Source organism: Legionella lytica (assembly GCF_044626755.1).
Classification (GTDB): domain Bacteria; phylum Pseudomonadota; class Gammaproteobacteria; order Legionellales; family Legionellaceae; genus Legionella; species Legionella lytica_A.
In genome coordinates, this window is the sequence record NZ_JBGORX010000001.1 from 1,052,735 (window position 1) to 1,075,421 (window position 22,687).

Here is a 22,687-nt window from a genome sequence, read left to right on the forward strand (position 1 = left end):
TCTACACCTAATGATGGCTTATTATTTCCGCTTTGCCGGATGAGATTCTTTGAGTAAGAAGGTTGCGATTAATAAACTCGCTAGGAAACATAGCGGCATAACTAATAATGCCGTTTGATACCCTGACATGCTGTATACGTATACTCCATTTACAATATGGCCTGAATTCGTATGCTGTAAGATATAACCTACTAGAGGCTGGAATATAGCTCCACCGATTAATACGGACAGATTATTAAAACCAGATGCGGTTCCTACATATTCAGCAGTATTATTTTCTTTAACAACCGCAAAACTCACTGTTTGCCCACCCGCACCTAGACCTAAAACCAATAAAACCAGAGGAGCCCAACTGTAGCTAAGGCCTGGCAAATAAAGAAGAATTAATGTAGCGGTTAATCCTAAAATGGCACTTAGAATTAACGCGATGCGTCGGCTCTCAATCTTGTCACTAAACCATCCTAACAGCGGACTACCAATTCCAATCCCAATCCAGATCATGCTGCATAAGTATGAAGCAGCAACCAGGTTGATTTGAAACTTTTCTTGAAGAAAAGGAACCCCCCATAAGGCTGCAAATACTGCAATTGGTGTCCATATTGAAAAGGCATAACTCCCGATAATCCAAGTATGCGCATGACGACACACGGCAACTAATCGTTTCCATTCATCACGGAGGTACTGTTTGGGAGCTTCCTGATTTTGTTGATTCGGATAATCACGAATATACATCCAGAAAAAAGCTGCGAGAATAAAACCAACAAAAGCCAAGATAAAACTTGCATTCCGCCAGCCCACACCCTGAATTAAATAAGCTAAAGGTGCTTCACCAAATATAGCTCCAACTGAACTCATTAACTGAGCAACACCGGCCAAAATAGCGAAGTAATGAGGTGGGAACCAACGCGATAAGAGTACGAGGACACCGATAAAAGAAAATGCAGAGCCTATTCCAATGAGGAAACGTCCAATACATGCGGTAAATACGCTATCGGTTGACGCAAAAAATGCTGAGCCTAAAGCACATAAAAGAATAGCAACAGTCATTAGCTTTCTAGGGCCATAGCGGTCGTATAGAACCCCTGCTGGTAATTGAGTAGGCGCATAGGCATAGAAATAAAAGGCGGAGATAAAACCAAATCCTTCTCCGGTAACCCCAAAAGTTTTCATCATGGGTTCAGCCATGACACTAGGCGCTACTTGCAAAATAAATTCGTACAAATAAAAGGATGCTGCCAGGAAAAATATAAAGTAAGCTGTTGTTAAACTACCCTTTTCTTTTTGCTGTGTGTTCTCAGTGTAATATGCGCTCAATTTCAAGTCACTCCGTTGTGAATCATTCATTTAAGCCTATAGCGATTTACTTTGTCAATATGATTTTGTTAGATTCGGCCCGTTTGCATTGATAAACCAAAAGGACTGCGATCGTAGCCCTATGAGCACCATGTGATACGAGAAATGGTGCCACAATACCCGGCTTACTACTTTGTGTCCCTTAACTGCGTGGATAAATTGCGCCTAAAATTGCGGACTTTTTGGACCCAGTGATGGCACCTAGATTTACGGGTTGCTGATTTACTGTTTGCGCTGCCAACCATGCAAACAACATGGCTTCCAAATAATCAGGGCTAATTCCCACTTCCGCCACACTTTTTATTGCAATTTTGGGTAGCAAATCTTGGATCATTTGCTTCAATGCCAAATTGTGAGTTCCACCTCCGCACAAAAATAACTCGCTGACCTCTTTAGGTCCATCCCTCATAGCATCGGCAATAGGATATGCCGTAAATGCCAGTAGAGTTTTCTGAACATCTACTGCTTTATAAGCCTGCTTTAAATAGGGCTCTAACCAAAATAATGAAAAATATTCTTTCCCTATACTTTTAGGAGCTGCTAATTGAATAAACGAATCCGCTAACAAAGTATCTAACAAGGGTTGAATGACCGTTCCCTGTTGTGCCCATGCACCATTGGCATCAAAGGACTCACCTTTATGTTTGGCAATCCAGGCATCCATTAAGCAATTTCCAGGGCCAACATCCCAGCCGCGCGTAGGCTGTTGCGCATTAATGAAAGTAATATTAGAAATCCCACCAATATTAACTAACGCAACACTAGAGAATTGCTTAGTGAATAGCTCTTGATGGTACAAAGGTGCAAAAGGGGCTCCTTGCCCTCCATTCACTAGATCTCGGGTGCGGAAATCAGCAATTACAGTGATTCCTGTTAATGAGGAAATGGTATGGCCGCAACCTAATTGCAAAGTATAGGGAATACTGCTTTCTGTATTATGGCATACAGTTTGTCCATGGCTTCCTATCGCAGAAATATCTTCAGCCCTTAGTCCTGACTCCTGTAACACCTCATTGACAGCGAGTGCAAAATCGCGGCCAATTAACGTATTTAATTGACATATCGAAGCCAAACTCAAATCCGAACCCTCGAGTAACTTATTTAGTCTATGCACTACCTCATCACTGTATTTTTTAGTAATGCCACAAATTAATTTATTTGAGGGAAAATCAACAATTGCGGTGTCGATGCCATCCATACTGGTTCCCGACATTAATCCTATAAATAAAGTCATTAACTCCTCTCTCAACAGTTGGCCTTGGCCTAGGGGGACTGCCTTAACGATTATTTGGATTATAAAAATTCGCACTACCGCAGCACCCGGTAATTCATCAGTATATTAAGATAGCGCGATGTCCTGGAAGCTAACCTTCAACTTACGCTAATTTAAAACATTTATAAAAATTTCTCGTAGTTGCTTCAGCAAGTTCTTCATAACTAATACCGCGCAACTGCGCCATAGCTTCCGCTACATGTTTTACTAAGGCAGGATGATTTTGCTTACCACGAAATGGTACTGGTGCTAAATAAGGTGAATCAGTTTCAATCAGTATTCTATCTAAAGGCACTTGACGTGCAACTTCTTGCAATGCTATAGCGTTTTTAAAGGTTACAATTCCTGAAAATGAAATATAAAAATTTAGATCAATCGATTGCATGGCAATATCCAAACTTTCAGCAAAGCAATGCATTACCCCACCTATATCCTGGGCATTTTCTTCCGCCATTAACTTAATCGTATCTTCAGCTGCCTGGCGAGTATGAATAATTAACGGCTTAGACGTAATCAAAGACGCCTTAATATGCTCGCGAAAACGATCGCGTTGTTCTTCCTGCGCCTCTTCTGTATGAGTGCGATAATAATCGAGCCCAGTTTCCCCAATAGCAATACAGGCCGGATTCGCAGCTAAATCACACAGCATTTGTGCAGTAACCGGATAGTCCATCTCGGTGTTTGGATGAACGCCAACCGAGATATTAATATTAGGATGCTCCGCAGCTAACTTTTCCAACACGGGATAATCACTTAACTCTACACAGACACTAAGAAAATGCTGTACATCATTTTCTTTGGCCTGAGTTAGGACATTAGTTATATTCTGATTAAACTCAGTGAGATCCAGAAAATTTAAATGACAGTGTGAATCGACTAGCATAAATTGATACCCTCAAAATTTTAAGTAAACATACCGGCCATATAGGGGGCTGAAAAGCCCTTAGCCATTATCTCGTATTAGACCGTATCTGTTGCTTGTTGCGACTTGAGCATTTCTGCCAAATAAATTTCTATTTTCGTACGTAAGTCTGAACCATTGATAAATTGTACCCCCAATCCTGGAAAGCGGCTCGCTTGGGCCTCCAAAGGAGTAATCCAGACTACTTTAGCATCAATATGATAAAGCTCATCCTCATTCATTAAGTTTACAACTAAACGAAGCTCAGTGCCTAACTCATAAGAATCTTGCGTACCAATAAATAAGCCCCCACCTTTTACAAAAGGCATATACGCAGTATATAAAGAAGAAAGATTATCAAATACACAATGAATTTGTTGCATCCTGTCCCACTATAAATCAAGTAATAAATCTTCCAAAACCAAGGTGGAATTTACATTCAGGTTATGGCTTAGTTTGCGCCGTAATAAGTTTATTTTATCAATTTGCGAAAAAATAACGAGGGGGTTCAACAAACTAGCTAATTTCTGCAACTGCTGAATCGCCGGCCCAGTTAATGTTGGCTTATTAATCCACATATTCTGGACTTGCGCATAAACCAGATAAAGAAACCATAAGATGGTATTCAGCTCAAATTCAGCCCATTTGGGTACCACAACGCAAGGATGGCTTTTCTTTTCAATAACCGCAATTAATCCATCTAAAATAGATTCTGCCTGCTGAAGAATCAGCGCTTGTTCAGACTCTTCAGAATAACGCTCCCCCAATGTTAAAAGGTTTGTGGCAGATAAATCCATGGGAGGGGTAAAATGAAATACCTGGCAACGGCTTAAAATCGTAGGGAGCACGGTACTTAATTGTTGCGCCATTAACAAAAATAAAGTATGCGCGGCAGGCTCTTCCAGCACTTTTAATAAAGCATTCGCGGCAGCGGTGTTCATTCTATCCGCTGATTCAATGATAATTAAACGATGCGCGGCTCTCTGGGGTGTCAAATATGAATAATTTTGGAGCTCACGGATTTGATCAATTTTTATCGGGCCTCCAGCCTTTTCGGGCCTAATCCACTCAACATCGGGATGCTGGCGCTGGGCGACCATGTGGCAATCAATACATTTTTGACATGCGTTAGCAGAGGATACTTTGCATAAAATCAGCATGGTAAATTGCGTGGTAAATTCAAGCAATGCACGGTCCATAGCCCCAACAAACAACATAGACTGTGGGTTACGCCCTTGCTCACAAGCTAAACGTAAATGCTCCCATTGAGATTGGTAACTCATCATATCTTATTGCTCTATAAAGGCCTTCAATGCCTCTTGAATCGTCTGTTGTACTAGAGGTAACGGACGACTGGCATCAATCATTATTGCATGAGGATTTTTTTCTACATGCTTTAAATAACTCTCGTGTACTCGATTAAAAAAATCGATGGATTGCTGTTCGATACGATCAAAAGCGCCACGCGAACGAACTCGCTGCATCCCCTCTTCCGGGCTAATATCTAAATACAGGGTTAAATCCGGTTTGAAACCATCTAGAGCAAAAGCAGACAAGTGTTCAATCATGTTTTGGTCTAAACCTCTACCGCCTCCCTGATAAGCCATAGTAGACAACTCAAAACGGTCCGCTATAACCCAGGTACCTTGCTCTAAAGCCGGTTTAATTACTTGTTCTAGTAGCTGGATTCTCGCCGTGTATAAAAGTAATAACTCACTTTTATCATCCAAAACATCTTTATATTCTGGATTTTTAATTACCTCACGCAGTACTTCGCCAATAACGGTACCACCAGGTTCACGAGTAGTGATGATATTAATATCCAAGCGGCTTAGAAATTCAATGATCGTGTTTACTGCCGTAGACTTTCCAGCCCCTTCCAGGCCCTCAATAACAATTAACTTCCCCATTGAGGATAACATTAAGAACCCTTACGTTGATATTGGTTGATTGCGTGTCTTTGTTGCTCATAAGTTTCTGAAAACTGATGACTACCATCACCTTTAGCAACAAAATATAAATAATTAGATAATTGAGGATGTGCTGTTGCATCAAGTGCCTCTTTGCTTACCATGGCAATAGGTGTCGGAGGTAAGCCACGATATCGATACGAGTTATAAGGCGAATCAACTTGCATGTCCTGATGTGATAATTTACCCGTATAGGCAGTCCCTAAACCATAGATAACCGTAGGGTCCATTTGTAAGGGCATATTTTTATTTAAGCGATTAACCACAACCCCAGAAATTAATTGACGCTCTTGCGGAATTGCTGATTCTTTTTCAATGATTGAGGCCGCTATAAGTAATTCATAAGGATTTTTATAAGGCAAATTAGCTGCTCTATTGACCCACACCTTATTAAGGTAATTTTGTAAATTACGATGAGCCTGCTCTAAGAGTTTCTTGCTGCTACTTCCACCTTGATATTGATAGGTATCGGCTAAGATCAGCCCTTCAGCATTCGTATGAGTGCCCTTAATTAAAGACCAATCTTCAGGGTGATAATCCAGATGACTCGCATTTGCCAAATCCTGTGAAATTTTCTGCTGGGTGGTTCCGGCAATAATGGTGAAGTTTTGCGTCAAAACATCACCGGCAACAACACGATAAAGTAGGTCAACAGCCGTTTCACCGGGTTTGATTTGATAGACTCCTGCCTTTAGCTTTTGCGAAAGTCCTGTAAAACGAATAAAAATTAGTAAAGGTCTACGGCACTGAATTAGATGGTTATCTTTTAAGGTTTGTACAAATTGTGACGCAGAGGTCGCTCGGCTTAAATTAACAACTTGAGCGGGATCTTGTTTAGATATAAGCGGAGTTACTACAATGTTATAGAAATTCCAACATAAAAAAGCAAAAGACACAAAAAACAGTATTACTATAGAAAGAATCAGTTTTTTGTGTCTTGAGGCGGTCATTTTGATTCGCTTGAATCAATTCGCTTGAAGATTAGACTACCATTTGTTCCACCGAAACCTAAAGAGTTACTTAATACATAATTAATTGTTCTCTTTTGAGCTTGATTTGGTACATAGTTCAAGTCACAGCCTTCATCAGGATTATCTAAGTTAATCGTTGGTGGAGCAATCTGATCCTGGATTGCCATAATACTGATGATTGCTTCAACAGAACCTGCAGCACCTAATAAATGTCCAGTCATTGATTTGCTTGAACTTACGGCTAAATCATAAGCATGTTCTTTGAACACGCGTTTAATTGCCTTTGTTTCACCCAAATCATTTAAATAGGTAGAGGTACCATGCGCATTAATATAATCAATTTGCTGGGGATTGATATGAGCATCACGAATCGCGGCTTCCATTGCACGAGTAGCGCCATCTGCATCTTCATCAGGAGCAGTGATATGATACGCATCTCCCGACATACCAAAACCAACTAATTCCGCGTAAATTTTTGCACCACGGGCTTTAGCATGCTCATATTCTTCTAACACAAGAACACCAGCACCTTCTCCCATGACGAAACCATCGCGATCTTTGTCAAAAGGTCTTGACGCTTTCTCTGGCTCATCATTACGTTTGGATAAAGAGCGAACAGCCGAAAAACCAGCCAGGCATAATGGGGTCAGGGTCATTTCTGCACCACCACAAACCATAACATCAGCATCACCATAAGCAATCATTCGTCCTGCTAAACCAATATTATGAGTCCCTGTAGTACACGCAGTTACCACAGAAATATTTGGTCCTTTCAGGTGATGACGAATAGAAATCTGTCCTGCAACCAAGTTAATAATACCTGCAGGAATAAAAAATGGAGAAACCTTACGTGGTCCACCAGCAACAAGTTTATCTTGGTTGTTGGTAATTGTTTGAACACCACCAATCCCGGAACCAACAGCAACACCTGAGCGGTATTGTAGCTCGGGATCGTCAAGGTTCAGCCCAGAATCACGTATTGCCTCATCTGCTGCGGCAACACCAAACTGGGTGAACCCATCCATTTTACGAGCCTCTTTCATTGGCATGTAGTCTTCAATGTTAAAATCCTTAACCTTAGCCCAGATTCGTGTACTGTACTCAGCAGTATCAAAATCTTCTACTACAGTTACTCCACTAACACCAGCTACAATATTTTGCCAAGTATCTTTCACATTTAGTCCGACAGGAGTAAGCATACCCATGCCTGTGACCACTACACGCCGCTTATTCAATCAAGACTCCTCGAAGAATTATGCTTCTTCTTTATCTAAATTAGATTCAATGTAATCAATTGCTTCTTGAATCGTAGTAATTTTTTCAGCTTTCTCATCAGGAATTTCTGTTTCAAATTCTTCTTCAAGAGCCATAACCAATTCTACTGTGTCTAGAGAATCAGCTCCTAGATCATCAACAAATGACGCATCATTTTTTAGCTCTTCTTCTTTAACGCCTAATTGTTCAACAACAATCTTGCGTACACGATCTTCAACAGTACTCATAACTTAATTTTCCTCTTTCGGTTGATAGAAACTTCTTATTATTCCAGACAATTAACACCACTCCTATTTAACTTTAACCTCTTAGCCTTTGTCTAAAAAACCCTCAAAAGGCCAAAGTTAAGTAGGAGGGTATAGTTTATTCATTTATACAGATAACGCAAGTGCATTTAATCCATATACATGCCGCCATTTACATGGATTGTACTACCTGTAATATATTTAGCATCATCTGAGGCTAAAAACGCAACTGCATTAGCAATGTCTTCTGGCTGACCTAACTTGCGCAAAGGAATACGCTTCATCATTTCATCCTTTACCATATCAGGTAGCGAGGTGGTCATATCGGTATCAATGAAACCTGGCGCAACCACATTTACTGTAATGTTTCTGCTGCCTATTTCTTGCGCTAAAGATTTAGAAAAACCCACCACACCTGCTTTTGCTGCCGTATAATTTACTTGGCCTGTATTCCCGCTTGATCCAACCACTGAACCAATAGAAATAATTCTGCCCCATCGAGCTCTAAACATCGATTTAATACAAATTTTAGACATTCTGTATATGGAATTCAAATTTGTATCGATAACTTTGAACCATTCGTCATCATCCATACGCAGTAAAAGGTTATCTGAAGTAATTCCGGCATTATTAACCAAGATTGCTGGTGCATGACTTGCCTCAGCCAAAGTATCCACAACGTGTTCTATTTGCTCACTATTTGTTACATCAAGAACTAAGCCCTTACCCGTTAAATTTTCTTTTTTAAAATATTCGGTGATAAGTTCAGCGCCTTTTTCAGTAGTTGCAGTACCGTAAACAAAAGCACCGCATTGAGCTAATTTAATAGCAATCGCTTGGCCTATCCCACGACTTGCACCAGTTACTAAGGCAACTTTACCTTCTAAATTATGCATAGATGTTCCTTAAAATAAAAATAGCTTCAGCAAATAGTTAATATAATGTAGCCGCCTCATCGTGTGACGTATTTACGCTAATTGTTCAGCCACTTGTTCCAGGCTAATCGTATCGTAAATGCTAATTGTATTTAAACTTCGATCAATTCGTTTAATTAAGCCATTAAGAACTTTTCCTGGACCACACTCTAAAATCAATTCCACACCTTGACTTTTAAAGAGTTGGACCGTCTCAACCCAACGCACGGGGCTGTAAAGCTGTTCTTTTAAGCGATCTTTTATTTGTTGCGCTGATTCATAAATACTTAAATCAACATTACTTACTACTTTAATATTCGGTTTTTTAAAGTTCACCGCATCTAAATACGCGGCAAAAGATTCTGCTGCATCCGTTAGCAAAGGACAGTGGCATGGCACACTGACTGGGATGATTTTAGCTAATCGGGCACCCGCTTCTTCTGCTAATGCAATCATACGATTAACTGCGGCAGTATGGCCAGCAACAACGATTTGTTCGGGTGAGTTGTAATTTGCTGGAGTAACGAGACCAGCTCCTTGACTGGCTTCTTGGCATAATGCGTTCACTTGTTCGTCATTAAAGCCAATAATTGCCGCCATAGCACCAGCACCCAAGGGAACAGCCTGCTGCATTACCTGACCACGATGTGCAACTAAACGTACACCTTCAGCTAAAGTTAATGCTCCAGCACAAACTAATGCAGGGTATTCGCCTAAACTATGGCCAGCCATAAATTCAGGGGCAGTAAGATTTTCTTGCTCTAGCAACCGATAAACAGCTACATCAGCTGTCAACATGGCCACCTGAGTATATTCTGTTTGGTTAAGACGTTCAGCAGGCCCTTGCTGAACGAGCTGCCATAAATCATAGCCTACAGCTTCAGAAGCTTCTGCAAAAGTATCTACAATAATAGGATATTGTAATTCAAAGTCAGCCAACATCCCTACTGATTGTGATCCTTGTCCAGGAAATACGAACGCTGTTTTCACCATAATTAAAATCAACTCCAATCTAAAATAATTTAAATAAGTCCCGAAATAAAAGCGCAGGTCTTATTAAAATTACACTCAAGATAAAATTATTAATAACGAATCACCATTGCACCCCAAGTCATCCCGGCACCAAAAGCTTCAATTAAGAATAAATCATCTTTTTGAATTTGATTGCTTCGGATGGAATGATCAAGAGCCAAAGGAATAGAAGCTGCCGAGGTATTGCCATGATTCCCGATAGTGACAACAACTTGGGACATGGGGAGCTCTAATTTTTTTGCGATAGCTTGAATAATACGCTGATTAGCTTGATGAGGAACTAACCATTTAATGTCTGACTTTTTCAATTGGGAACGTTCTAAAACCTCATCCACTACATTACCCATGATATTAACAGCAAGTTTGAATACTTCATTGCCTTTCATAGATATTACTGAGCGTTCTTCTTTGAGGGAACTGTTGCGAAGTTCCAAGTACCTCTCTGTGTCATAAGAAGAATGGAGTACGCTTCCTATAACCCCTTGACGATTACTGGCACTGAGCACAACTGCACCGGCCCCATCACCAAACAAAACACAGGTGGAGCGGTCATTCCAATCAAGCGCATGAGACATACGCTCACTACCAATAACTAAAACGTTATTTACTGTGCCAGTGGTAATATATTGTTTTGCTATATCCATAACATAAACAAAACCGCTGCACGCAGCACTAACGTCAAAAGCAGGGATTGGTTTTTTAATTTTTAGCGCGTGTTGTACCGCACAGGCTACGCTGGGGAAAAAATTGTCGGGCGTACACGTCGCCACAACAATTAAATCAATTTCATCTGCATCGAGATTTGCAGCAAGTAAAGCTTGCTCGGCAGCTTTAGCTGCCATATATGAAGTTGTTTCGTGACCTTGAGCAATACTGCGATTACGAATACCCGTTCGCGAAGCGATCCATTCATCACTGGTATCTATCATCGACTCCAGTTCAACATTGGAAAGCTGTTTCTCCGGACTATAACTCCCAGTACCACTAATTACAGCATATTTCATAAAAGCAACCCTTGATTCATAAAGTCGTTTATACGAGCACGAACTAAATCAATGACATCATTCTTAACTTCAAGAACAGCTTGCTCTATTGCATGTTGAAAACCTACTTCATTGGTTCCGCCATGGCTCTTGACGACTATACCATTCAGCCCTAACAAACTGGCACCATTGTATCGCGAGGGATCCAAACGGCTTTTTAATGGCTTTAATACAGGCATTGCTATTAAACCGATTAACTTAGTAAATATATTGCGTGTAAAAGACTCTTTGAACAAACCTAGGAAAAGCCGAGCAAGACCTTCACTCGCTTTTAAGGCAACATTGCCAACAAATCCATCACAGACAACTAAATCAATCTCGCCTGAATAAAAATCATCTCCCTCCACATATCCAACATAGTTCATAATAGAACATTCTTCAAGCATATGTGCAGTACGCTTAACTTGGTCATTGCCTTTTATTTCTTCAACGCCAATGTTTAATACGCCAATTTTTGGGTTTTCTTTATTTGAAACTGCTTGTACCAAGGCAGACCCCATAACAGCAAACTGAAACAGATGTTCAGCACAGGAATCTACGTTCGCCCCTAAATCAATAACCCAGGTTCGTCCCTTCATAGTGGGAAGTTCAGAAACAATCGCAGGTCTATCAATACCAGGTAATGTTTTTAATACATAACGTGCAGTAGCCATTAATGCACCTGTATTTCCAGCACTAACGCACGCCTGTGCTATGCCTTCTTTAACAAGGTTAATCGCTACACGCATGGACGAATCTTTTTTATTGCGCAAAGCAGATGAAGGCAATTCATCCATAGAAACTACCTCAGAGGCATGAACTATAGAAAATTGCTTCGACGAAGAAACACCTAATTTTTTTAAATACGCGTCAATCTTGTCGTGCGCACCAACAAGAATTAGCTTTAAATTAGGGTTATTATTCGCTGCGCGCACACAGGCAGGAATCACTACACTCAAGCCATGATCCCCACCCATCGCATCTATTGCAATGGTGATATTTTTCAAGAAATATTACTCTTCGTCTGATTCGTAAGCAGTATCCGCATCAAGAATCTTTTTGCCACGGTAGTAACCATCTGGGGTCATGTGGTGACGTAGGTGGGTTTCACCTGTAGTAGAATCAACAGATAAAGTTGGTGCAGTTAAAGCATCATGCGAACGACGCATATCACGGCGTGAACGTGATTTCTTATTTTGTTGTACGGCCATTGTATTACTCCTAAACAATTTGCTTTCATAAAGCGGGAATATTACCCATATTTTAACATCAATCCAAGTATTTATTGAATAAAATATTAAGATTGCCCGTTTTTTTAGGTTAAAAATTGATTTATTTCATTCCTGCAATCCTCAATTTCAGGATGAAACTGTGGCGCATAGAGATGCAACTCATCAATTATCATGTCTTCAAGGCTTACTTGTAAGTTAGAAGCTACGATGCATTCATAACGCTCTAAAAGCTGTTCTGCGCGCACATCATCCCGGCACACAGCGATGAGGGTGTTATTATCGTAAGAATAATTAAATTCATCAAGACAGCGTTGACAAAGCAGCGTCAATTCGCCACGAACCACAAGGTTAATTAAATAAAAATCTTCTCTAGTCTCAACATGATAGCTTACATTTAACTCGCAAGGCGTTGCAATAAAATGCGGTACCCGTTCAGTAAGCGTTACTGTTTTGCTTTGTTGGCCTTGTTTAACTAGTTCTTGTAAATAAAGCATTTTCCTATATTCCTTTGTGTGTTGCATTATGGCATCACTTTCACCTAAGCTACTTTTATGACATAATGTTCTGTTTACAATCTGCACTTTTTAGTGCCAACCCACTATTACACATTAATATAAGCGGTATCTGGATTTTATGAAAGAAAAAGTTATTGTTGGAATGTCTGGAGGCGTCGATTCTTCTGTTGCGGCCTGGTTATTAAAAGAACAAGGCTACCAGGTGGAAGGATTGTTCATGAAAAATTGGGAGCAGGATGATACAGATACTTTTTGCCCGGCCGCCCAAGATCTTGCTGATGCACAAGCAGTATGCAATCAATTAGATATCCCCCTGCATAGCGTTAATTTTGCGGAACAGTATTGGGAGCGTGTTTTTACTCATTTCTTAAGTGAATATGAAAAAGGACGAACACCTAATCCGGATGTACTCTGCAACAAAGAAATTAAATTTAATGCCTTTTTAAACTATGCACTAGAACTTGGTGCTGATTATATTGCTACCGGCCATTATGCTCGCAATAAAATCGAAGGCAATGTCGGTCATCTCCATAAAGCGAAAGACCGTGATAAAGACCAAACTTATTTCTTACATGCCGTCGAGCCAGAAGCCCTAGGGAAAACCTTATTCCCTATTGGCGATTACACAAAACCCGAAATTAGAGAGTTCGCAGCCCAATTAGGGCTGGTCACCCAAGCGAAAAAAGACTCTACAGGAATCTGTTTTATTGGTGAGCGACGTTTCAAAACCTTTTTAAAAGAATTTATTCTGGCCAAACCTGGCGAGATGAAAAGTACAGACGGTACCGTATTAGGTAAACACGATGGCCTGATGTTTTATACCCTAGGCCAGCGACAAGGTCTGGGCATAGGTGGTATGCATAGTTCTTCAGATGAGCCCTGGTATGTAGTAGATAAAGATGTAGCGACGAACACCCTATATGTAGCTCAAGGAAGCCATCACCCCATGCTGTATTCTCAAGGCCTCATTTGCGGCCCAGTACATTGGTTGGCTGAATGCAATGATCAATTACCACTTACCTGCTATGCGAAAACACGCTACAGACAACCAGAGCAAGGTTGCATGATTTCTCCTCCAGATAATGGCCAACATTATGTGATGTTTTCAAATCCGCAAAGAGCAGTGACCCCCGGACAATACGTGGTATTTTATGATAAAAACCAGTGCCTGGGTGGAGCGACTATTGAGCAGATTATTAGGTAATTGAAACGAGAATGGACCACAAAAACCGGTCAGCCTGAATAGAATGGCCGGTGTTTTAACCTGAACTATTACTGAGATCCAGGTATAATATATAATTAACAAATGAACAATCGGAGTTATTACAATGGCTGCTATAGACATATCCCCCACTGACAGCGACATTCATTTTTCTGTTAATGCCGCAGATAAAGTAGCTGAATTAATTCGCGAAGAAAATAATTTCAATCTGAACTTACGTGTTTCCATCTCTGGCGGTGGTTGCTCTGGATTTCAGTATGGCTTTAGTTTCGATGAAGAAATTAATGAAGACGATACTGTAGTTATTCAACAATGTTCTGATGGCGTTTCATCGGTAAAATTGCTTATTGATCCCATGAGCCATCAATACCTTCATGAGGCGGAAATCGATTACATTCAAAATATCCAAGGCGCACAATTTGTGATTCGTAATCCTAATGCGAAAACCACTTGTGGTTGCGGTTCTTCGTTTAGTATGGATGATGACGAGTAATCTGGCTGTATCCACTTGTACGCCTCGTAGTTTGTCCGTTGGGCCTTGTATTCTCACGTAGAGCACATAGATGCCAAGGACGCGCTGCGAGACGTAGGAATGTAAAGTCAGCGATGTATAGAAGAGTTAATTGCAAACACCCCGTCTTAATTAAACCTTTTAGTAAGGCTTAATCACTACTTTCGTTCCGATTTTCATAAAATTATGACTCAACCATTTTGCATCGCTTGGTGGTACACGAACGCAGCCATGGCTCGCATTATAATTGGGTACTTCATAAGAGCCGTGGATCGCATAATTTTTGCTAAAGAACATACAATACGGCATTGGCGCTCCGCCTCCCCCGAGAGGGTAACGACTGGAACTGCACCCTGGTCCGCCTTTACTCGAGATACGAAATACACCACTTGGCGTTTTACAACTACGACGAATATCTGGACAATATTTTCTACCCGCAGAACCTCTTCCAGTGCGAACTACCTGACCATGTTCATTGATTGCCTTCCAGCTTAAGGTATTAGGATTAAAAATGAAGGTATTTCCTGCCGAGTAGGCCGAACCTACAGGAAACATAAATAATACAACTAAAGCCAGGGGTAAAAAGCGAGGGGCTAATAGAGCAGATTGTTTTTCCATAATCGTTCCTTTTTATTTCCATCTCAGTACGTAACTAAATCTTATCACTGCGCCACAACGTCAGAGTAAGGATAAATAATTACCTTAACCTCTAGTTTAGTTCAAATAAAATACAAAAGAAATTATTTAGCGGCAAAATGCGATTATTTGTTCTACTATATTAATTGAGGGAAACAGATTAAGGATAATAGACTATGCAAAAACAAACACTTATAGCAGTCTCTATTTTATTGGGAAGCAGTATTGCTTGTGCGGATACGACGCCCAGTACCACTACAACAACAGCCCCTGCCACGCCAGTAGCTCCTGCTGAAGCCCCCGCTGCTCCAGCTCCAACAATACCTGCAGCAACAGAAACATCTCCTGATGTTACCTCTGAAATGACTAAAGATGCATGGCTAAAGGCTATTGAACCGATGTTACCAACTCTAATCTGTAAAGGATTTATAAATGATCCAGACTTGAAGCAACGCCTTGAAACAATCAAAATGACTTATGATCAATGCGTTAGTGTAATTCCTGAAAGTGTGGACAAGTGTCACAATCAACTTTATGCCTCAATCCCAGCAAAAGTCAGCAATACAGACGCATCTACTTGGGGGAAAACTTTAGGTGAATGTATCGGTAAAGATTTTGCCATGAAATACCTCATAAAATAGTTCTTTTTTCAGCCTGAATAGGTACCCCTATTCAGGCTTTCTTTTTATTAAAATCTCATAATACTCACTTAAGAATCACTTGATATAATCGATGCTCATTTAAATGATATTAGTTTAACGGTTTTAAGGATTTTTTATGGGCAAGTATCTTAACCAGCTTAGTGCTCGCATTCAGTTAACAGATAAAGCAGGATACCGGCGAGAACAATACCAAACATTTATGACTGGTCCGGAATGGCGCAATGTAGAAATGGCTGAGGAATATGGCAGACTACTTCGCGACAATAAATCCATGTTCCAATTTCCCTATTTCCGGCAAATTTTTGATCTATGGAGGGTTGTATTCAACTCCTATTCTTCTGCGCGCAAATACAACAGCGCCAGTTCAATATTATTCTCTGAATACATGATCATGGACCTGTTTATTGCAACATTTACGACGATGGAATTACTCCCTAAAGGAATTATATCCCTCTTTCTTTATCCCTTTTTAAAGAAAGACAATGCGACGGAAATGCAACAACATCTAGCAGCGACTTTTGAAGAATATGCCGCTAACTTACAAACAGTCCCCTTCTATGATCACAAGTACAGCGAAATGCGAGCGGATTTAGCTGAAAAATACCGTCAATGTGAAAATAAAACCTGGGTGGATTGGTTCTCCTGGACTGTAGTTTCTTGTGAATTATGGGCGAGAAAATGGATTTCCAAACCGCTAAGTTACTGGTATCACCAAGAGAATAATGAAGTAGCACCATCCACAGATATTTTAGTCAAATTCGATGCTCAAGACATCGATAATCCTGAAGAAGCAAAACGCTTATTCCAACAACAATTAGCCCAAGTAGAGCAAGCGCATAAAGTTTCTCTCGTTGATGCTCATATTTATGCTAAAGACAGCCCCAAAACCAAAGACGGACATACCTATACTTCGGTTTATGCCCGCCTTACAACTCCACGCTATGCGGCCTTTCAACCGGCGGTAAAGGCTCTGGGAGAACAAAACATTTATTTACGTGAAATTGCCGGTGAAAGACGCATACAAGTAAAATGTACTATTGATACAGATAGTGCAGATAAGCTTTTAGCGAAAGAGGAACGCTTAAATCAAACAAAAAATGCAGATGCACTCTATGGTTATGGCGATCATATTCATAGCAACCGGAAAATTTGCCTCTTTGATGTTCCCGTTAGAAATCTACATAAAACTCTTGCGCGTTTAGAAAAACAAGACGACGTCGAAGTAAGTTTTATCCACAATTTTTAAAGGATATTTAGCATGTCTGTATTAAGTAATATGATGAAAAAATTACCTAGACTGGGATTTTTTAATGAAATTCCGGCGGGGATGATTGATAGAATATATCGTGACAAAGCAACCAGCTTTCTTGGAAAAGCTTTTCAGTTTGTCCAAACACGCGTAATTTTCGCCTTTGGTTTTATCCCTTTATCATTAATAGATATGGTTGTGAGCGGGATTACCGCCACCTTTTATTCATTCCGAGCCTTCTTCACCACCGAGGAAACACAAGAAGCACGCTTGGAACAAATGAAAATTTATGCGAGTAATTTTAGTAAAAATCTTTACGCCCTACTCGCCTCGCCCTTTGCATTAATTAGTCCCAAATTGGTTAGTTTGTATTTTGTTCCAGATGCGAATCAAACGGAAACCGGAGTAAGTGCTGGTGGCGATTATCACCATGCACGTAATGCAGTCATTGAATCACCCGAAACAATTAAAGATTTACAAGATCTCGTTATCGCTGCAGCCAGAGATGGCAAAAAGATAATGCCTATGGGTGCTGGTTTCAGTCAGGGCAAGCAATTTCTTCCCGAAGGCGATGAAGAGCTCATTGTTGTTGATTTAAGTAAATTAAATACAGTAGAAATTCGTTCCGAGGAAAAACAGGCTATTGTAGGGGCTGGGGCAGTCTGGTCTGATATAAAACAAGAAGCTAACAAATTTGCGTTGGCTTTAAAAGTCATGCAGGCCTCCGATGTATTTTCAGTAGGTGGCTCTCTAGGCACCAATATCCATGGCTGGGACATTCACAATGGCATGTTGTCTACAGTAGTAAAGAAAATTAAGATTATCAATGCACAAGGTGAATTGGAAACGCTTACTCCGGAAGATGAAAAATTCCATCTGATTACTGGAGGTTTAGGCCTGTATGGTATTATTGTATCGGCCACTATTGATCTTACTGATAATCAATTATTAAAAGAAAAAGGTGTTGCCATTGAGCCTGCGCAATACGTTGAGCATTTTCGTGCCAACGTAATGACTGATCCAACTACACGCATGCACTTATATCGCCTATCGCTCGATCCTAATAATTTATTGGGTTCAGGCGTTTCAGTAAGTTATGTGAAAGAAGATAACCGGGAACCTGTTAAAGACAATTTACGTCCCGAAGCAGCGCACGGTACTCGATTTGATCGCATCATGATTAACATGGCTCGCCATTCTCCATGGGCTCGACAAAAATATTGGGGCATGGAGCGCACTCGCCTACTAGCTAACGATAGTGAGGCAATGAGTGTGAATAAAATTATGCAACCCCCTATTAATGCCATGTTTAATGCTTCAAAAAGTGAGACAGAATGGCTGCAAGAATTTTTCTTACCCGAAGAAAACTTAGCCGGTTTTCTTAAAGAATTAGGTGCATTATTGCAAGAAAACGAAGTGGCCTTGCTGAATGCTTCGGTACGTTTTGTTAAGCAAAATAATAAATCACCTATGTCCTATGCATACGATGGCGACCGATTTGCAGTAGTACTTTGCTTTAACCAATCCTTAGAAGAGAAAGCAATCATCAAAGCACGTAAATGGATACGTCAGGCCCAGCATCTTGCCGTTGAAAAAGGGGGGACGTATTACCTACCTTATCAACACATTTCAAATCCAGAAGATTTTCACACAGCATATCCTCACGTAGATGAAGCACTACGTGCAAAAGAGGCCGTAGACCCCAATCATTTATTCGTCAGTGGTTTCTACCAGCGCTTTATGATGCCAAAACCAGAAACGAAGAATCATTTTAAAGCGATTATGGCTAATGAGGAAACTAAGGCGAAATTTGCTGGCTTCTTGAAGAATGTATTGCATCGCATAGACAGTGATAAGTTCTTTATACTGTTGGAAGACATTTTGAAATACAACGACAGTCATGAAGAAATTTATCAAGAATTATCGCGACGTTTACCGGAAATCGCACCAGGTGTCCTAGGCGATTTAAGTCGTATTCTTGATTCCTTGTCGGCAATCAAAACCGATTTGGGTGAACAAGCGCATAATCTATTGCCACAGGAAATGAAAACCATTGATGGCCTTGTGGAAATTGGTTATCCAGGCCGTTTTGTTAATGGATTCAAACAACATTACAAAATTACCGGCGAAATTGTTGCTGTGTATGAACAACAATCAATTACGGATTACATCCAAACAGGTTTTCCACGTCCTTACGACCGCTTCGAGCAATTAGATTACAGCAAACCTAATTTAGCGAATCTTAATGAGAACACTGCGGATGTAATTACCTGTTATGTGGGTCTACATCATTTTGAAGATGATGAGTTAGAGACGTTCTTAGAAGAAGTAAAACGTGTTCTGCGTCCTGATGGTCGCTTCTTACTCGTAGATCATGATGTTACTGATGAGGAAACCATGAGCATGGCTCATATGGCTCATACAATCTTTAATGTCGTTACAGGTGTATCTCTGGAAGAAGAAATGAAGGAAACACGTAAATTCCACTCTATGGACCATTGGAAGCAGAAACTGCAGGAACATGGTCTTGGCTATGCTGTTGATGGTCCAGATGTTCCTCTGGTTCGTAATGGTGATCCCTCACGCAATCGAATGATAAGTTTTGCTAAACCCGGGCCTTTGTTCCAATTAAAGCCAATTGCGGCTGAGGTGCAGGTTCATGGTGTGGAAGTAGAACACAGCCCCCCTCAGGCAATGGTCCTTGATTATCGTCGCCCCAGCACTCATTCAAAAGCACAGACGATGCTTCGCGCAGGTACATTCTCGGTCCCTGTGGACATCACATCTTCTACGGTTACGGATGAGGATGACAACGAGTTAACAATCAGCACGTACCACTAAAAGGACTCGCTGTAGGTAACCCGGAGTCTAATGGCGCTGCTTTGAGCAAAGCCTCCACTTCTCCTCTATGTCCCATGACTTGTCCGTGGGATCTAGGGGAGCAGTGCACACAGTGGGATTTCTTGATTCCGCGAAACGTAGATAACGGAGAAATAGAATAAAAACGCATTAAGGCGCGGCCCTTAAATATCCTACGCCTCCTCCCAATGATTAATTCCTGACTTTTTACTCAAAAATTCAATAAAACTTTGATGTGACTCTATTTCATCCGCTAAAGCCGGTACCACAATAGGATTTGCTAAACGAAGTGTAGCTAATTCTTCCACTTGGGTTTCGTTTTTATTGGTAGTCTCTTCAGCCTCAGCAAACAAACTACTCTGCCCACCGGTTAATGCCAGGTAAACAAAAGCCAAAATCTCGGCATCAAGTAACGCGCCGTGGAATTCACGATTAAAATGGTCAATACCAAAACGCTTGCATAAAGCATCCAAACTATTACGTTGTCCAGGAAATTTATCCCGTGCATAAGTCAAGGTATCGAATACATCGCAATATTCATCAAGGGTTTTTTTCCATTGCACATGCCTTAATTCAGAATTCAGGAAGCCCATATCGAACGCTGCGTTATGGATGATTAATTCCGAACCACCGACAAATTGTAAAAAGTCAGAAACAACATCAGAAAATAAAGGTTTATCTTTCAAAAAATCATCGCTGATTCCATGCACCCGGAACGCCCCTTCGTCAACCAAGCGTTCAGGGTTAAGGTAAACATGGAAATGTTTCCCCGTTAATTTCCTATCAAATAATTCCACACAGCCAATTTCAATGACACGATGGCCTTGCTCATGTCCAATTCCGGTGGTTTCTGTATCTAATACAACCTGTCGCATCACTTACTCACTTAGTTCTTCAATACCTTGGTTGGCTAGTGCATCAACCATTTCATTTTCTGTATGGCCTGAGTGTCCTTTAACCCAATGCCACGTTATTTTATGGCGTGATGCCAATTCATCTAAAAGAGTCCAAAGATCTGCATTCTTCACGGGCTCTTTTTTTGAGTTGCGCCAGCCATTTTTTTTCCAGCCGTGCAACCAACTCATCATACCTTGTCTTAAGTATTGGGAGTCAGTATACAAATCAACTTCACAAGGGCGCGTAAGAGCCTCCAAACCTTTTATCGCCGCCATAAGCTCCATACGATTATTGGTCGTATGTGCCTCTCCGCCATGTAAGGTTTTTTCTGTCCCTTTATAGCGAAGCAAAACGCCCCAGCCTCCTGGGCCGGGATTCCCTTTACACGCGCCATCTGTATAAATTTCTATACTCACTCAAACCTCGTTGTTTACATTTCAGCCCGAGAAAACTCCTCGCGCAAAATCATTGCTTTAACCGCCTCAATATCTGGTGCAAAATAACGGTCAGAGTCGTAAGGAGCAACCTCTGCTCGTACCGTATTATACACATCCTCCAACAAGGGTGAAGTTTTTAACGGTTTATGAAACTCAATTCCCTGACAGGCAGCTAACATTTCGATGGCTAAAATAGTCACGGTATTATCATTCATTTCATGCAAACGTCGCGCAGCACTCGTTGCCATGGATACATGATCTTCCTGATTGGCTGACGTAGGTAAGCTATCTACTGAATGAGGATGTGCTAAAGCCTTGTTGTCACTCGCACAGGATGCAGCGGTAACGTGAGCAATCATAAAGCCTGAATTTAAGCCGCTTTCTTTGATTAGGAAAGCAGGTAAGCCACTGAAATTCCTATCAATTAGTAAGGCAATTCGCCGCTCCGAAATCGCTCCAATTTCAGCCACTGCTAAAGCAAGATTATCTGCAGCCATGGCAACAATTTCCCCGTGGAAATTACCACCTGAAAGTATATCGCCTTGCTCACTAAACACCAAAGGATTATCCGAAATGGCATTGGCTTCAACTTGTAAGGTATCTCGCACAAAACTAATTTGATGCAAGACAGCGCCCATAACTTGTGGTTGACAGCGTAATGAATAAGGGTCTTGAACTCGGGAGCAATTACGATGCGATTCGCGAATTTGGCTTCCAGCTAATAACTCTCGATATAGTGCAGCAACCTCACGTTGGGTTTGGTGACCACGCACCAGATGAATACGATCGTCAAACGGTACATCACTGCCCTGTGCCGCATCAACCGATAAGGCACCGCTAATCACAGCTACTTCAAATAAATTCTCAGTGACAAAGAGTGCTTTTATGGCAATAGCGGTAGAAACCTGCAAACCATTAAGCAAAGCCAAACCTTCTTTAGCTTCCAACTCCAATGGTTCCAGCCCTGCGATTTTAAGCCCGTCTAGGGCACTAATTATTTTGCCTTGATATCGTACATCACCAACACCAAGTAAAGGTAAGGACATATGTGCTAATGGTGCTAAATCACCTGATGCACCTACTGAACCTTTGGCTGGAATGCAGGGATATACTTGATGATTAAACAGGGCAAGTAATGCCTCGATTAACTCCAGGCGTACGCCTGAGTAACCTTGCGCCAGGTTATTAATTTTAAGCAGCATAATTAAGGCGACGATGTCATCGTCCAATAACTCTCCAGTACCACAGGCATGGGAAAGCACGATATTGCGCTGCAATTGTTTTAAGTTTTCGCTGGGGATTGTTTGGTTTGCTAAGGAACCAAAGCCGGTGTTGATACCATAAACGGTTTTTTTGTCTTGAATTACCTTCTTCACAGTTTGGTGAGAGAGATCAATTGCTGCAAAAGCATGGTTTGCAAGAGAACAGGGGAATTTATTACTCAAAATTTGCTTGATTGAGTGTAAGGTTAATTGTCCCGGTTCGAGAATAAAATGCTCAGACATAAAACT

The 22,687-nt window shown here is 40.9% G+C and carries 24 protein-coding genes; 5 read left to right on the plus strand and 19 right to left on the minus strand.

All coding sequences use genetic code 11. From position 1 onward, the window contains the following. Window positions 1-21 precede the first annotated feature (21 nt). From ACD661_RS04335 to ACD661_RS04405, 15 genes are all read right to left on the minus strand, one after another. On the minus strand, window positions 22-1,344 hold the full coding sequence (locus ACD661_RS04335) for an MFS transporter (RefSeq protein WP_400186590.1): 1,323 nt from the start codon (window positions 1,342-1,344) through the stop codon (window positions 22-24). 151 nt (window positions 1,345-1,495) lie between these two features. Continuing rightward, entirely contained in the window at window positions 1,496-2,587 is a 1,092-nt protein-coding gene (locus tag ACD661_RS04340) for an anhydro-N-acetylmuramic acid kinase (protein ID WP_400186592.1), read from the minus strand. 142 nt (window positions 2,588-2,729) lie between these two features. Continuing rightward, on the minus strand, window positions 2,730-3,509 hold the full coding sequence (locus tag ACD661_RS04345) for a TatD family hydrolase (RefSeq protein WP_400186593.1): 780 nt from the start codon (window positions 3,507-3,509) through the stop codon (window positions 2,730-2,732). A gap of 77 nt (window positions 3,510-3,586) precedes the next feature. Beyond that, window positions 3,587-3,910 (minus strand): PilZ domain-containing protein, encoded by a 324-nt coding sequence (locus ACD661_RS04350; protein ID WP_400186595.1) that lies wholly within the window; start codon window positions 3,908-3,910, stop codon window positions 3,587-3,589. 9 nt (window positions 3,911-3,919) lie between these two features. Beyond that, on the minus strand, window positions 3,920-4,813 hold the full coding sequence (locus ACD661_RS04355; RefSeq protein ID WP_400186596.1) for a DNA polymerase III subunit delta' C-terminal domain-containing protein: 894 nt from the start codon (window positions 4,811-4,813) through the stop codon (window positions 3,920-3,922). 3 nt (window positions 4,814-4,816) lie between these two features. Beyond that, the gene (tmk, locus tag ACD661_RS04360) at window positions 4,817-5,449 is read right to left on the minus strand and encodes a dTMP kinase (protein WP_400186598.1); all 633 of its coding nucleotides are present in this window, start codon (window positions 5,447-5,449) and stop codon (window positions 4,817-4,819) included. Beyond that, window positions 5,449-6,447, minus strand: coding sequence for an endolytic transglycosylase MltG (gene mltG, locus ACD661_RS04365; RefSeq protein WP_400186600.1), 999 nt, complete (start codon window positions 6,445-6,447; stop codon window positions 5,449-5,451). Before mltG ends, tmk begins: the two co-directional genes overlap by 1 nt. Then, window positions 6,444-7,703, minus strand: coding sequence for a beta-ketoacyl-ACP synthase II (gene fabF, locus ACD661_RS04370; protein ID WP_400186602.1), 1,260 nt, complete (start codon window positions 7,701-7,703; stop codon window positions 6,444-6,446). Before fabF ends, mltG begins: the two co-directional genes overlap by 4 nt. 18 nt (window positions 7,704-7,721) lie before the next feature. After that, on the minus strand, window positions 7,722-7,970 hold the full coding sequence (gene acpP, locus ACD661_RS04375; protein ID WP_400186604.1) for an acyl carrier protein: 249 nt from the start codon (window positions 7,968-7,970) through the stop codon (window positions 7,722-7,724). 167 nt (window positions 7,971-8,137) lie between these two features. Continuing rightward, on the minus strand, window positions 8,138-8,884 hold the full coding sequence (gene fabG / locus ACD661_RS04380; protein ID WP_400186606.1) for a 3-oxoacyl-ACP reductase FabG: 747 nt from the start codon (window positions 8,882-8,884) through the stop codon (window positions 8,138-8,140). Window positions 8,885-8,956: 72 nt separating this feature from the next. Continuing rightward, window positions 8,957-9,895 (minus strand): ACP S-malonyltransferase, encoded by a 939-nt coding sequence (gene fabD, locus ACD661_RS04385; RefSeq protein ID WP_400186607.1) that lies wholly within the window; start codon window positions 9,893-9,895, stop codon window positions 8,957-8,959. An 89-nt stretch (window positions 9,896-9,984) separates the two neighbouring features. After that, window positions 9,985-10,938 carry a beta-ketoacyl-ACP synthase III gene (locus ACD661_RS04390; RefSeq protein ID WP_400186609.1) on the minus strand — a complete coding sequence of 318 codons (954 nt, stop codon included), beginning with the start codon at window positions 10,936-10,938 and terminating at the stop codon, window positions 9,985-9,987. Next, window positions 10,935-11,963, minus strand: coding sequence for a phosphate acyltransferase PlsX (gene plsX / locus ACD661_RS04395; protein ID WP_400186611.1), 1,029 nt, complete (start codon window positions 11,961-11,963; stop codon window positions 10,935-10,937). Before plsX ends, ACD661_RS04390 begins: the two co-directional genes overlap by 4 nt. 6 nt (window positions 11,964-11,969) lie before the next feature. Further along, entirely contained in the window at window positions 11,970-12,167 is a 198-nt protein-coding gene (gene rpmF / locus ACD661_RS04400; RefSeq protein WP_058535299.1) for a 50S ribosomal protein L32, read from the minus strand. 104 nt (window positions 12,168-12,271) lie between these two features. Then, window positions 12,272-12,682 carry a YceD family protein gene (locus ACD661_RS04405; RefSeq protein WP_400186612.1) on the minus strand — a complete coding sequence of 137 codons (411 nt, stop codon included), beginning with the start codon at window positions 12,680-12,682 and terminating at the stop codon, window positions 12,272-12,274. Window positions 12,683-12,821: 139 nt separating this feature from the next. Between ACD661_RS04405 and mnmA the strand changes: the two genes are divergently transcribed. Then, window positions 12,822-13,907: a tRNA 2-thiouridine(34) synthase MnmA gene (gene mnmA / locus ACD661_RS04410; RefSeq protein ID WP_400186614.1), complete on the plus strand. Its 1,086-nt coding sequence runs from the start codon at window positions 12,822-12,824 to the stop codon at window positions 13,905-13,907. A gap of 124 nt (window positions 13,908-14,031) precedes the next feature. Continuing rightward, the gene (erpA, locus tag ACD661_RS04415) at window positions 14,032-14,418 is read left to right on the plus strand and encodes an iron-sulfur cluster insertion protein ErpA (protein ID WP_400186615.1); all 387 of its coding nucleotides are present in this window, start codon (window positions 14,032-14,034) and stop codon (window positions 14,416-14,418) included. Between the two features lie 159 nt (window positions 14,419-14,577). Here the strand turns inward: erpA and ACD661_RS04420 are convergent, their stop codons facing one another. Next, complete coding sequence (locus tag ACD661_RS04420) at window positions 14,578-14,991, minus strand: L,D-transpeptidase (RefSeq protein ID WP_400187225.1); 414 nt, start codon at window positions 14,989-14,991, stop codon at window positions 14,578-14,580. 257 nt (window positions 14,992-15,248) lie between these two features. Between ACD661_RS04420 and ACD661_RS04425 the strand changes: the two genes are divergently transcribed. From ACD661_RS04425 to ACD661_RS04435, 3 genes are all read left to right on the plus strand, one after another. Further along, window positions 15,249-15,713 carry a hypothetical protein gene (locus ACD661_RS04425; RefSeq protein ID WP_400186617.1) on the plus strand — a complete coding sequence of 155 codons (465 nt, stop codon included), beginning with the start codon at window positions 15,249-15,251 and terminating at the stop codon, window positions 15,711-15,713. A gap of 136 nt (window positions 15,714-15,849) precedes the next feature. Next, complete coding sequence (locus tag ACD661_RS04430) at window positions 15,850-16,980, plus strand: hypothetical protein (protein ID WP_400186618.1); 1,131 nt, start codon at window positions 15,850-15,852, stop codon at window positions 16,978-16,980. Window positions 16,981-16,992: 12 nt separating this feature from the next. After that, window positions 16,993-19,824, plus strand: coding sequence for an FAD-binding protein (locus ACD661_RS04435; RefSeq protein WP_400186619.1), 2,832 nt, complete (start codon window positions 16,993-16,995; stop codon window positions 19,822-19,824). A 191-nt stretch (window positions 19,825-20,015) separates the two neighbouring features. Here the strand turns inward: ACD661_RS04435 and dnaQ are convergent, their stop codons facing one another. From dnaQ to hutH, 3 genes are read right to left on the minus strand one after another with little or no spacing between them, the layout of a single operon-like run. Next, window positions 20,016-20,717 carry a DNA polymerase III subunit epsilon gene (gene dnaQ, locus ACD661_RS04440; RefSeq protein ID WP_400186621.1) on the minus strand — a complete coding sequence of 234 codons (702 nt, stop codon included), beginning with the start codon at window positions 20,715-20,717 and terminating at the stop codon, window positions 20,016-20,018. A gap of 3 nt (window positions 20,718-20,720) precedes the next feature. Then, window positions 20,721-21,155 carry a ribonuclease HI gene (gene rnhA / locus ACD661_RS04445; RefSeq protein WP_400186622.1) on the minus strand — a complete coding sequence of 145 codons (435 nt, stop codon included), beginning with the start codon at window positions 21,153-21,155 and terminating at the stop codon, window positions 20,721-20,723. Window positions 21,156-21,169: 14 nt separating this feature from the next. Continuing rightward, window positions 21,170-22,681: a histidine ammonia-lyase gene (hutH, locus tag ACD661_RS04450; protein WP_400186624.1), complete on the minus strand. Its 1,512-nt coding sequence runs from the start codon at window positions 22,679-22,681 to the stop codon at window positions 21,170-21,172. Between the last annotated feature and the right edge of the window lie 6 nt (window positions 22,682-22,687).

Bases quoted from the DNA above. Each gene is read 5' to 3' on its own strand.
- ACD661_RS04390 (WP_400186609.1), bottom strand. From the start codon at position 10,938: ATGAAATATGCTGTAATTAGTGGTACTGGGAGTTATAGTCCGGAGAAA.
- tmk (WP_400186598.1), bottom strand. From the start codon at position 5,449: ATGTTATCCTCAATGGGGAAGTTAATTGTTATTGAGGGCCTGGAAGGG.
- ACD661_RS04340 (WP_400186592.1), bottom strand. From the start codon at position 2,587: ATGACTTTATTTATAGGATTAATGTCGGGAACCAGTATGGATGGCATC.
- fabD (WP_400186607.1), bottom strand. From the start codon at position 9,895: ATGGTGAAAACAGCGTTCGTATTTCCTGGACAAGGATCACAATCAGTA.
- mnmA (WP_400186614.1), top strand. From the start codon at position 12,822: ATGAAAGAAAAAGTTATTGTTGGAATGTCTGGAGGCGTCGATTCTTCT.
- ACD661_RS04355 (WP_400186596.1), bottom strand. From the start codon at position 4,813: ATGATGAGTTACCAATCTCAATGGGAGCATTTACGTTTAGCTTGTGAG.
- ACD661_RS04420 (WP_400187225.1), bottom strand. From the start codon at position 14,991: ATGTTTCCTGTAGGTTCGGCCTACTCGGCAGGAAATACCTTCATTTTT.
- ACD661_RS04435 (WP_400186619.1), top strand. From the start codon at position 16,993: ATGTCTGTATTAAGTAATATGATGAAAAAATTACCTAGACTGGGATTT.
- ACD661_RS04350 (WP_400186595.1), bottom strand. From the start codon at position 3,910: ATGCAACAAATTCATTGTGTATTTGATAATCTTTCTTCTTTATATACT.
- ACD661_RS04345 (WP_400186593.1), bottom strand. From the start codon at position 3,509: ATGCTAGTCGATTCACACTGTCATTTAAATTTTCTGGATCTCACTGAG.
- hutH (WP_400186624.1), bottom strand. From the start codon at position 22,681: ATGTCTGAGCATTTTATTCTCGAACCGGGACAATTAACCTTACACTCA.
- ACD661_RS04430 (WP_400186618.1), top strand. From the start codon at position 15,850: ATGGGCAAGTATCTTAACCAGCTTAGTGCTCGCATTCAGTTAACAGAT.
- fabG (WP_400186606.1), bottom strand. From the start codon at position 8,884: ATGCATAATTTAGAAGGTAAAGTTGCCTTAGTAACTGGTGCAAGTCGT.
- ACD661_RS04335 (WP_400186590.1), bottom strand. From the start codon at position 1,344: ATGAATGATTCACAACGGAGTGACTTGAAATTGAGCGCATATTACACT.
- erpA (WP_400186615.1), top strand. From the start codon at position 14,032: ATGGCTGCTATAGACATATCCCCCACTGACAGCGACATTCATTTTTCT.
- rpmF (WP_058535299.1), bottom strand. From the start codon at position 12,167: ATGGCCGTACAACAAAATAAGAAATCACGTTCACGCCGTGATATGCGT.
- ACD661_RS04425 (WP_400186617.1), top strand. From the start codon at position 15,249: ATGCAAAAACAAACACTTATAGCAGTCTCTATTTTATTGGGAAGCAGT.
- mltG (WP_400186600.1), bottom strand. From the start codon at position 6,447: ATGACCGCCTCAAGACACAAAAAACTGATTCTTTCTATAGTAATACTG.
- dnaQ (WP_400186621.1), bottom strand. From the start codon at position 20,717: ATGCGACAGGTTGTATTAGATACAGAAACCACCGGAATTGGACATGAG.
- ACD661_RS04405 (WP_400186612.1), bottom strand. From the start codon at position 12,682: ATGCTTTATTTACAAGAACTAGTTAAACAAGGCCAACAAAGCAAAACA.
- acpP (WP_400186604.1), bottom strand. From the start codon at position 7,970: ATGAGTACTGTTGAAGATCGTGTACGCAAGATTGTTGTTGAACAATTA.